Origin of the sequence: Flavobacterium panici, assembly GCF_903819335.1 — a bacterium.
Lineage (GTDB): Bacteria > Bacteroidota > Bacteroidia > Flavobacteriales > Flavobacteriaceae > Flavobacterium > Flavobacterium panici.
The window spans coordinates 106,944-118,927 of record NZ_CAIJDE010000023.1; the positions used below are offsets into that span (position 1 = coordinate 106,944).

At 36.9% G+C, this 11,984-nt stretch carries 6 protein-coding genes; all 6 read left to right on the plus strand.

The genetic code is table 11. From position 1 onward, the window contains the following. Window positions 1–17: 17 nt before the first annotated feature. Entirely contained in the window at window positions 18–1,820 is a 1,803-nt protein-coding gene (locus FLAPXU55_RS02205; protein WP_053474382.1) for a cytochrome c oxidase subunit I, read from the plus strand. Between the two features lie 106 nt (window positions 1,821–1,926). Further along, window positions 1,927–2,949 (plus strand): Holliday junction branch migration DNA helicase RuvB, encoded by a 1,023-nt coding sequence (gene ruvB, locus FLAPXU55_RS02210; RefSeq protein WP_053474381.1) that lies wholly within the window; start codon window positions 1,927–1,929, stop codon window positions 2,947–2,949. Window positions 2,950–2,958: 9 nt separating this feature from the next. After that, the gene (locus tag FLAPXU55_RS02215; protein WP_180856377.1) at window positions 2,959–3,771 is read left to right on the plus strand and encodes an alpha/beta hydrolase; all 813 of its coding nucleotides are present in this window, start codon (window positions 2,959–2,961) and stop codon (window positions 3,769–3,771) included. 61 nt (window positions 3,772–3,832) lie between these two features. Next, on the plus strand, window positions 3,833–5,179 hold the full coding sequence (locus tag FLAPXU55_RS02220) for a cytochrome P450 (protein ID WP_180856378.1): 1,347 nt from the start codon (window positions 3,833–3,835) through the stop codon (window positions 5,177–5,179). Continuing rightward, window positions 5,176–6,102, plus strand: coding sequence for a tRNA epoxyqueuosine(34) reductase QueG (gene queG, locus FLAPXU55_RS02225; RefSeq protein WP_180856379.1), 927 nt, complete (start codon window positions 5,176–5,178; stop codon window positions 6,100–6,102). The genes FLAPXU55_RS02220 and queG overlap by 4 nt, the downstream gene beginning before the upstream one ends. 553 nt (window positions 6,103–6,655) lie before the next feature. Further along, window positions 6,656–11,984, plus strand: a 5,329-nt coding sequence (locus FLAPXU55_RS02230) for an Ig-like domain-containing protein (RefSeq protein ID WP_180856380.1), incomplete at its 3' end; no start/stop codon positions are given.

Sequence of the window (11,984 nt, forward strand, 5' to 3'; positions counted from 1 at the left end):
ATTTAAAGTACACATATATGTCAGCAGAAGCGCACGGTCACGATCACGGACACGATCACGAGCACGAACATCATCATAAAGACACGTTCATTACTAAATATATTTTTAGTATTGATCACAAAATGATTGCTAAACAATACTTGATTACTGGTATTGTTATGGGAGTAATTGGTATTGCAATGTCCTTGCTTTTCAGAATGCAATTAGCGTGGCCAGAAGAGTCTTTTAAAATATTCAATGTTTTATTAGGAGATAAATTTGCACCTGACGGTGTTATGGCAAATGATATTTATCTGGCTTTAGTTACAATTCACGGTACCATCATGGTATTCTTTGTACTGACAGCTGGTTTGAGTGGAACTTTTAGTAACTTACTTATTCCACTACAAATTGGAGCGCGAGATATGGCTTCTGGATTTATGAATATGATTTCATACTGGTTGTTTTTTATATCTGCTGTAGTAATGTTAAGTTCTTTATTTGTTGAAGCTGGACCAGCTTCTGCAGGTTGGACAATTTATCCTCCATTAAGTGCTTTACCACAAGCTATTCCAGGATCTGGAGCAGGTATGACTTTATGGTTAGTTTCAATGGCTATCTTTATTGCATCTTCATTAATGGGATCATTAAACTACATTGTAACTGTTATCAACTTGAGAACTAAAGGAATGTCTATGACTAGACTTCCACTTACAATCTGGACATTTTTCGTAACAGCTATTATTGGTGTTATTTCATTCCCAGTATTATTATCTGCTGCTTTATTATTGATTTTTGATAGAAGTTTTGGTACTTCATTCTTCTTATCTGATATCTATATAGCAGGAGAGGTTTTACACTACCAAGGAGGTTCTCCAGTATTGTTTGAGCACTTATTCTGGTTCTTAGGTCACCCTGAGGTTTATATCGTAATCTTACCAGCGATGGGTCTTGTTTCTGAAATTATGGCTACGAACTCTCGTAAACCAATCTTCGGATACAGAGCGATGATTATGTCAGTTCTTGCAATTGCATTCTTATCAACTATTGTTTGGGGTCACCACATGTTTATCTCTGGTATGAATCCTTTCTTAGGATCTGTATTTACTTTTACAACTTTATTGATTGCAATTCCATCTGCTGTAAAAGCTTTCAACTGGATTACAACTTTGTGGAAAGGTAACTTACAATTTAACCCTGCAATGTTGTTCTCTATCGGAATGGTTTCTACTTTCATCACTGGAGGTTTAACTGGAATCATTTTAGGAGATAGTACTTTAGATATTAACGTTCACGATACTTACTTCGTAATTGCTCACTTTCACTTAGTAATGGGTATCTCTGCACTTTACGGAATGTTTGCTGGTATTTACCACTGGTTCCCTAAAATGTACGGAAGAATGTTAAATAAAAACTTAGGTTATATTCACTTTTGGGTAACAGCAGTTTGTGCTTACGGAGTTTTCTTCCCAATGCACTTTATTGGATTAGCAGGTTTACCAAGACGTTACTATACAAATACTAACTTCCCATTATTTGATGATTTACAAAATGTGAATGTTTTAATTACAACATTTGCTCTTGTAGGTGGAGCGTTCCAGTTAGTATTCTTATACAACTTCTTTAGTAGTATTTTCTACGGTAAGAAAGCAGTTCAAAATCCATGGAAATCTACAACTTTAGAGTGGACAACTCCAGTTGAGCATATTCACGGAAACTGGCCAGGAGAAATTCCTCACGTATATCGTTGGCCGTATGACTATAGTAACCCAAATCACGATGTCGATTTTGTTCCTCAAAATGTACCTATGAAAGAAGGTGAAGAAGTTTTACACCACTAAAAATATCAAAAGACCGTCAGAAATGACGGTCTTTTTTCTTTAGTTAAAGTTTTAATCGTTCAGATTTACTGTTTTACAAACTGATTAGTTTCTATATCTTTGTAGAATGAATGAAAACCTAGATCCTACTACAAAAGGATATAACCCAGAAGAATTAGATCTTGAAAAAAGATTGCGTCCACTGTCATTTGATGATTTTGCCGGTCAGGACCAAGTTTTAGAGAACTTAAAAGTTTTTGTCGCAGCTGCAAATCAGCGTGGTGAGGCACTTGATCATGCTTTGTTTCATGGACCTCCTGGGCTTGGTAAAACGACTTTGGCTAATATTCTTGCAAATGAGCTGGAAGTAGGTATCAAAATTACTTCGGGGCCTGTTCTGGATAAACCGGGAGACTTAGCCGGTTTATTAACTAATCTTGATGAAAGAGATGTTTTATTTATAGACGAGATCCATCGTTTGAGTCCTATTGTGGAAGAATACTTATATTCGGCAATGGAAGATTTCAAAATTGATATCATGATTGAATCTGGTCCAAATGCAAGAACAGTTCAAATTAATCTAAATCCGTTCACCTTAATTGGAGCAACTACCCGTTCTGGATTATTAACAGCTCCAATGAGAGCTCGTTTTGGAATTTCGTCTCGTTTACAATATTATTCTACAGAGCTTTTAACTACTATTGTGGAGAGAAGTGCCGGTATATTAAAAATGCCAATTGATCTTGAAGCAGCAATTGAAATAGCAGGCCGTAGTCGCGGAACTCCTCGTATTGCAAATGCATTATTGCGCAGAGTTCGTGATTTTGCACAGATTAAAGGTAATGGTACTATTGATCTTGAAATTGCCAGATATGCACTAAAAGCACTGAATGTAGATGCTCATGGGCTTGACGAAATGGACAACAAGATATTATTAACCATTATCAATAAATTTAAAGGAGGGCCTGTTGGACTTTCGACTTTGGCTACTGCAGTATCTGAAAGCAGTGAAACTATTGAGGAAGTTTACGAACCTTTTTTAATTCAGGAAGGATTCATTATGCGTACTCCGCGAGGTCGTGAAGTTACAGAGAAAGCGTATAAACATTTAGGAAAGGTAAATACAAATATTCAGGGAGGATTATTTTAAAGACATATCATGAAACATCTCGTTTTATTTTTATTATTTACATATTGCAGTTCTTTTGGTCAGACTAAGTATTTTCCGCATCTTGCTTATGGAAAATCGTCGCAGCAAGTTTTAGATCTATACATCCCGAATGGGGATTTAAAAGATGTACCTGTTGTTATACTTCTTCATGGAGGAGCTTGGTCAATGGGCGGACTTGAGTATACGAGTAAACATGCTCAGGATATTTGTAATAAAGGATTTGTTGTTGCGAATGTCGATTATCGTTATGTAAGTGACAATATTTCGGGTAAAGATTTACTAGCAGATATCGATGCAGCTGTTGCTTACGTTTCAGAAGCTTCTAATAAATACGGTTATGTGAAGAAAGGCTATCATATTGTTGGAATTAGTGCTGGTGCCCATTTAGCATTATTATATGGTTATACCAAAAAAAATATGAAATCTGTAACAGCACTTTGTGCACCATCAAGATTAGATTCTTCTGAAGCTGTCGAATTTATGAGAAAGAATGGTCATCTGGATATTATCGAAAAACTGGCAGGAACTAAAATTAAAAATGGAGCTAATCCGGCATTAATTAAAATTAGTCCTTTTAATACTATTTCGAATATACCAACATTACTGATTCATGGTGATGCAGATAATTTGGTTAATGTCAGCCAATCTCAAAATCTTTATGATGAATTAAAAAGGAAAGGAGTAGAGACGAAATTGATAATTAGAGAAGGTAAAGGTCATGATGTTGGAATGAATACACCTGAAACTGAAATTCAGAATATAAATGATATTACAGAATGGATTATACAGCACAATAAATAGATTGATAATCAAAAAATATAAAGATCAATATTCAAGGTGAATTATTTTAATTCTATTCAAAATGTCTGAAAATATAAAATATATTTACCCTAATAAATTATCGATACTCAGATTTTTTAAAGATGCCGAAGGTGTTCGTAGAAATCCGATTCCTTTTCATAAAAGATATTTTGAGAGATTCGGTGATTCTTTTTCTATCAGAATTGGTTCTTCAAAGTATATAATCTTGTCAAGAGATAATGAAATTGCACAGTATATTTTAGTTAAAAACCAGAAGAACTATCAGAAATCTAAATTTCAATCTGTATATCTTTCTAAGTATTTAGGAAAAGGGCTTTTAACAAGCGATGGTGATTTTTGGCTGAAACAAAGACGTCTTATTCAACCGGCTTTTCATAAACAAAAGATGAATCAGCTGGTAGATAATATGAATAAAGCTATTAGTGCAGAATTAGATAGTTTAGTAGAGGATAAAGCGATTGATCTTTTTCCTGTAATGAGTAATTTGGCATTTAATGTCGTTGCTAAATCTTTATTTCAACTTTCAACTGCCGAAAATAAATTTCACCGAATCAAATTTATAATTGAAGAAGTTCAGAATTTTTTAATTAAAGAAATTAGACTTCCGCATAAAGCGTGGTGGTTTTCATTAAGTGGCCAGGTAAAGAAACATCTCATGCTGGCTGAAGAGAATAATAGAATTATTCGGGAAATCATTGAAGAAAGAAAAGTTTCAAAAGAAGAAATCAATGATTTATTGAATATGCTTTTGGAAACGAGATACGAAGATACGGGTGAAGGTATGTCTATTGAACAATTGGTTGATGAAATTAAGGTTTTGTTTATCGCAGGACATGAAACAACTGCAAATGCTTTAACATTTACGCTTCATCTTTTAGGCAGAAACCCAGAAGTGCAGCAAAAAATATTTGATGAAATCATTGAGATTGAGTCGCAAACCGAAAACGTTATTGAACAGCTTCAAAAAATGACATATACCAATGCCGTTTTGAACGAATCTATGCGATTATATCCGCCAGCCTGGATTACAGACAGGCAAAATATTGAGGATGATTCTTTGGCTCAATTCAAAATTAAAAAGGGTACATTAATTGGAGTTTCTTTTTACGAATTGCATCGAAATCCTAAATATTGGAATGATCCGGATGAATTTATTCCCGAAAGATTTCTTGGGGAACAAAAAAAGGAATCCATGCAATATTTTTATCCATTTGGTGCCGGACCAAGAATGTGTATTGGAACCGGATTTGCCATTTACGAAATGTGCTTAACGATATCTCAAATTATTAAAAAATATGTCATTCAATCGAAAAATGATGTAATTCAATTTAATCCGCTAATTACTTTAAAACCTGTTAACGTCGAAGTTTCATTTTCTAAAAGATGAGTATCAATTCAAAAGAAACATATTCAAAATTTATAAAAGAGGAGGCCAAAAGGTTAGGGTTTATTTCTTGTGGTATATCTAAAGCAGGCTTTTTGGAACAAGAAGCGCCCCGGCTTGAGAAATGGCTGAATAATAATCATAATGGACAAATGGCCTATATGGCGAACCATTTTGATAAACGCCTGGATCCAACTTTATTGGTTGATGATGGCAAAAGTGTGGTTTCTCTATTGTTGAATTATTTCCCATCGGAATCTCAAAATGATAATAGTTTTAAGATTTCTAAATATGCCTATGGACAGGATTATCACTTCGTTATAAAAGAAAAATTAAAAGAACTTCTTTATTCGATTCAAGAGAATATAGGTGAAGTTTCCGGTCGTGCCTTTGTTGATTCTGCACCGGTTTTAGATAAGGCCTGGGCGTCAAAAAGCGGCTTAGGCTGGATTGGAAAAAACAGTAATTTAATAACTCAAAAGGTAGGTTCTTTTTACTTCATAGCCGAACTTATCCTTGATCTTGATTTAGAATATGACCATGCCGTTACAGACCATTGTGGTTCTTGTACTGCTTGTATTGATGCTTGTCCTACACAGGCAATTCTTGCACCCTATATTGTAGATGGAAGCAAGTGTATTTCTTATTATACTATTGAACTAAAAGAAAATATCCCAAATGATATGCAAGGAAAATTTGATGATTGGATGTTTGGCTGTGATACCTGCCAGGATGTTTGTCCATGGAATCGATTTTCAAAGCCGCATTCTGAACCTCTTTTTAATCCAAACCCGGATTTAATTTCTTTCTCTAAAAAAGATTGGGCAGAAATAACTGAAGAAACTTTCCAAAAAGTTTTTAAAAATTCACCTATTAAGAGAACAAAATTTGATGGACTTAAGCGAAATATTAAATTTCTTGAGTAAAGTCTAAATAGGAATATCTCAATACAATTTTCTCCGATTTTTCATTTTACAGAATTAATTGTAACTAGTTGATAATTAGATTTTTGATCTTTTTGTAATCGATTTAATTTTTTTGTCTTTGTAGGATAATGTTGCGTATTTTTCGTTTAAATTAAAAAATATTAATTTTTCATTAAAAAATTAAGAAATTTCTGTTGTTTCATTGTTAAATTACTATGTTTATTGACTTGTTAAAGTTAATTTATCTCGATGAAATGTGTATTTCAACGTTTTTCTGGGTAGTTTGTCGAGTAATGTAGCTAGTATTGAGGTGTTTATATACTTTCGCAGCACCAAATCTACTAATTTAATCCAAAGACGACTATGTGTCTTGAACCTGAAACAATTATGGTCCAAACGCTTTCCAATTATTTTTATGATTTTGAAAAATCTTTTTTCAAAAATCAAAAAACCAATCCTTTCAATTTATCGTATCTGCTAAATAATCTGAAAATCAATTTTTGGTATTCAGTTTCTATACTATCTATTACACAAATTAATACTGAGTTTGTCTATGCGTAACTTTACTTTTAACTGGTTTAAGTTTTCCAAACCAAATTTTCTTGTTTTATTCTTTTTACTACTTAGCTATACTGTTTCTGCTCAATTTTACACGAAACATTATATCGCGCCGGCACCTTGGCAATATTTTAGTAAAGCAAATGAAATTGTTATTGCAACAAATTCTACAACTACTGTAAATATTACACTAAGTAAGAGTGATGGTACTTTAGAAACAACTTTAACCGCGGTAAAAGGAGCTCCAGCGGTCTACAGATTTAAGCTTTATTCGAAAGATCTTCCGATGAATCCTCTAAATACGGTAATTTCAGGGGCGGGATTGATCATAACAAGTGATGGACCAACGTCTGTAAACATGCGAAATGTTGCTTCTGATGACTATGTTAATGGGGAAAATGTTGATGCAAACCTAAAGGGAAATGCGGCATTGACCAGTTTTGGTGATGCTGGTGTAGGGGTACGTTTTAGAGTAGGATATTATAGAGATGGTACATTAGGAAATTTTAGCGGGTTAGGAGATCAACGTCCAATTTATAGTATTATGGCAACTGCTAATAATACAACTGTAAAAATTAATAATGCTGTTGCAGCTACATTAAATGCAGGGCAAAGTTATTTGTTTAAAGCAGCTATAGGAACATTGGTTGAGTCTTCAAGTCCTGCTGTGATGAATACTTCATCGGCGATAGATATGCCGGGTGGCTGTGGAGATGGGGCTTTTAATCAGGTTCCGCCTGAATCAGTTTTAGGAACGGAGTACTTTATTGAAAGAGGAAAAGGAAATGATACTGCAGAACAAACTACTGTAGTTGCTACAAAAGACAATACAGCTTTAACAATAGATACATATTCAACAACAGGAGCATTAGTTGGTACAACTAACGTTACTTTGGCAACAGCGGGGAGTTTTTATACTTTTCAAAATGGTGTGTCGAATACAAGTTTTTCGGCATCGCGTGTTTTTGCAGATAAGAAAATTGTTGTGTATTCAGGTACAGCCCAATCTTGTGAGGTTGATATTTCGACAATTGCGCCAGTATCAGAATGCGGGGGATCTAATTTTATAGAAACAGCAAAGTTTAGAAATTATGGTACTGGTTCATTACCATATTTTGGGTATATACTTTTAAGAAGTGCTACAGATGTAGTAACTGTAAATGGAACTAATATTGAGACTATAAGTGGTATTACAGCCCGTCATCAATTAGGAACTACAGGCTGGTATTTGATTAATTTTGAAGATACTCAAATAGGAAGCCCAAATGTTCTTTCTATTTCAAGTGCGGCAAAATTAACGGTTTCAATTGTACAGCAAGGAGGAGGATTCTCGATGGCAGGGTTTTTCTCTAATTTTGCGGTTCAGCCAGAAGATCCAACCATGACTTATATTTCTGGTGGAGGATGTACTAATAATAAAGCAGAATTGACAACGCCAGCTGGTTTTGCACCTTACCAATGGTATTATAATGGTACGGCAATAGCAGGTGCTAATTCTTCAACTTATACAGCAACAAAAACAGGAGCATATTCTGTAGCTTCAACTTTAACTTGTGGAGCTCAAACACAGTCAAAACCTGTTAGTGTTACTTTATGTACTGATTTAGGAATTACAAAAACAGTTGATAATGCGACACCGTGTTTAGGATCAACTGTAGAATTTACTGTTAAAGTAAGCAATTTAGGAGGTAATAATGTTTCAGGGGTTTCGGTAAATGATTTGCTTCCTTCAGGCTATACTTATGTAAGTTCAACGCCATCAGTAGGTGTTTATGATTCGGCAAGCGGTAGTTGGAGTATTGGAGATGTAGATGCTCAAACATCTGTAACCTTAAAAATTACTGCAACAATAAATACAACAGGTAATTATACAAATACTGCCTCGTTACCAGCATCAATAGATACTAATACGGCAAACAATTCAGCTAGTGCTGCAGTAACTCCAAAGACATCTAATCTTATTATTACTAACCCTGCTGCAATTTGCGCCCCTGCTACGGTTGATTTAACAGCTCCGGCAGTTACAGCAGGAAGTACTCCAAATATGACACTTTCATATTGGACAGATTCAGCTGCATCTACTGCTTATCCAACACCAAGTGCTGTTACTGCTTCGGGAACTTATTACATAAAAGCAGTTTCTGCTGATGGATGTCAGTTTATAAAGCCGGTAGTGGTAACAATTAACGCGAAAGCAAATTCAGCTACAATTACAGCAAGTGGCTCTACTACATGTGCAACAGGAAGTGTTGTATTAACATCATCTGGTGGTTCAGGTACTTATTTATGGTCAACGGGAGAAACAACAAAAAGCATTACAGTTACTACGAATGGAAGTTATACTGTTAGAAGAATAAATGCTGCAGGCTGTCCTGGTGACATTTCTGCGGCAACAGTAGTAACTTTCGTACCTGCAGCACCAACAGCTTCTTCGCAGACATTTTGCTCTTCAGAGAATAAAAAGGTTAGTGATTTAGTGGCTACAGGTACCAATTTGAAATGGTATAGTGCGAGCACTGGCGGAACAGCTCTTCCGACAACTCAGACATTAGCAACTGGAAATTATTTTGCAAGCCAGACTGTAAGCGGATGTGAGAGTACAAGAACTCAGGTAGCTGTAACTATTAATACGATATCTTCGGCTCCGGTTGCTTCTTCTCAGACTTTTTGTTCTTCTGATAATAAAAAGGTAAGCGATTTAGTAGCTACTGGAACTAATTTACAATGGTACAGTGCTTCTTCAGGCGGTACTGCCCTTCCTACAAATCAAACTTTGGCTACAGGAAATTATTATGTAAGCCAAACTGCTAATAGTTGTGGAGAAAGTGCAAGAACGTTAGTAGCGGTAACGATAGATACTCCACCATCTGCACCAACAGCATCTTCACAAACATTTTGTGCAACTGATGCTAAAAAAGTTAGTGATTTAGTGGCAACAGGAACAAATTTAAAATGGTATAGCGCAAATAGCGGAGGTACACTTTATAATGGAACTGAAACATTAACAACAGGAAATTACTATGTAAGTCAGACTACTAATAGTTGTGGAGAGAGTGCAAGAAGGTTAGTAGCAGTTACAGTAAATAATACAGCTGCACCTACAGCATCTTCACAAACATTTTGTGCAATTGATGCTAAAAAAGTAAGCGATCTGGCAGCGACTGGAACTAGTTTAAAATGGTACAGTGCTTCAACAGGAGGAACTTTATATGCAGGTACAGAAACACTAACGTCAGGTAATTATTATGTAAGCCAGACTCTAAACAGTTGTGAGAGTACGAGAACTTTAGTGGCAGTTACAGTAAATAATACTGCTGCACCAACAGCATCTTCGCAAACATTCTGTGTAGCAGATGCTAAAAAAGTTAGCGATTTAGTTGCAACAGGAACTAATTTAAAATGGTATAGTGCTTCAACAGGTGGAACATTATATACAGGAACAGAAACATTAACATCAGCAAATTATTATGTAAGCCAGACTTTAACTGGATGTGAAAGTGCTAGAACGCTAGTGTCAGTAACAGTAAATCCAACACCATCGGCACCAACTATTACAGCAGGTGGTCCAACAACTTTTTGTTCTGGTGGAAGTGTTACTTTAACTTCTAGCGGAGGAAACAGTTATTTATGGTCAACAGGAGCAACAACACAGTCTATTACTGTATCTGCTTCGGGAACTTATAGTGTAAGAATTGCGAATGCTTCAGGATGTCAAAGTCCAGCTTCAACTGCTACGACAGTAACAGTAAATGCTATACCAGCAGTTCCGACATTAAGCGCTGTAACACAGCCGACATGTTCAACAGCAACAGGAAGTTTTACCATATCAAACTACAGTGCTTCTAACACTTATACAATCAGCCCATCAACGGGAGTAACACAATCAGCAGGTACAGTTACAGCTCCGGCAGGAAGCTATACAGTAACGGCAACGGCTAACGGATGTACTTCGGCTGCTTCATCAGCTGCGGTTATCAACGCACAGCCTGCAACTCCTGCAGTTCCGACATTAAGCGCTGTAACCCAGCCTACATGTTCAACAGCTACAGGAAGTTTTACAATATCAAACTACAGTGCTTCTAACACTTATGCAGTAAGCCCTTCAACAGGAGTTACCCAGTCAGGAAACACCATTACAGCTCCGGCAGGAAGTTATACAGTAACAGCAGCGGCTAACGGATGTACTTCAGCAGCTTCATCAGCTGCGGTTATCAACGCTCAGCCGGCAACTCCAGCAGTTCCGACATTAAGTGCTGTAACCCAGCCTACATGTTCGACAGCTACAGGAAGTTTTACAATATCAAATTACAGCGCTTCTAACACTTATGCGGTAAACCCTTCAACAGGCGTTACCCAGTCAGGAAACACGATTACAGCTCCGGCAGGAAGCTATACAGTAACAGCTACGGCTAACGGATGTACCTCGGCTGCTTCATCAGCTGCGGTTATTAACGCTCAGCCAGCAACTCCTGCAGTTCCGACATTAAGTGCTGTAACCCAGCCGACATGTTCAACAGCTACAGGAAGTTTTACAATATCAAACTACAGTGCTTCTAACACTTATGCAGTAAGCCCTTCAACAGGTGTTACCCAGTCAGGAAACACGATCACTGCTCCGGCAGGAAGCTATACAGTTACAGCTTCAGCAAACGGATGTACTTCAGCTGCTTCATCAGCTGCAGTTATCAACGCACAGCCTGCTACACCTGCAGTTCCGACATTAAGCGCTGTTACCCAGCCTACATGTTCATCAGCTACAGGAAGTTTTACAATATCAAACTACAGTGCTTCTAACACTTATGCGGTAAGTCCTTCAACAGGCGTTACCCAGTCAGGAAACACGATCACTGCTCCGGCAGGAAGCTATACAGTTACAGCTTCAGCAAACGGTTGTACTTCGGCTGCTTCATCAGCTGCGGTTATCAATGCACAGCCTGCAACTCCAGCAGTTCCAACATTAAGTGCTGTAACCCAGCCTACATGTTCAACAGCTACAGGAAGTTTTACCATATCAAACTACAGTGCTTCTAATACTTATGCGGTAAGCCCTTCAACAGGAGTTACCCAGTCAGGAAACACAATTACAGCTCCTGCGGGAAGTTATACGGTAACGGCTACAGCAAACGGATGTACTTCGGCAGCTTCACCAGCTGCGGTTATCAACGCTCAGCCGGCAACTCCTGCAGTTCCGACATTAAGCGCTGTTACCCAGCCTACATGTTCATCAGCTACAGGAAGTTTTACAATATCAAACTACAGTGCTTCTAACACTTATGCGGTAAGTCCTTCAACAGGCGTTACCCAGTCAGGAAACACGATCACTG

Excerpts from the sequence above, each read along its gene's own strand:
- FLAPXU55_RS02205 (WP_053474382.1), top strand. The coding sequence starts at position 18 with ATGTCAGCAGAAGCGCACGGTCACGATCACGGACACGATCACGAGCAC.
- ruvB (WP_053474381.1), top strand. The coding sequence starts at position 1,927 with ATGAATGAAAACCTAGATCCTACTACAAAAGGATATAACCCAGAAGAA.
- FLAPXU55_RS02215 (WP_180856377.1), top strand. The coding sequence starts at position 2,959 with ATGAAACATCTCGTTTTATTTTTATTATTTACATATTGCAGTTCTTTT.
- FLAPXU55_RS02220 (WP_180856378.1), top strand. The coding sequence starts at position 3,833 with ATGTCTGAAAATATAAAATATATTTACCCTAATAAATTATCGATACTC.
- queG (WP_180856379.1), top strand. The coding sequence starts at position 5,176 with ATGAGTATCAATTCAAAAGAAACATATTCAAAATTTATAAAAGAGGAG.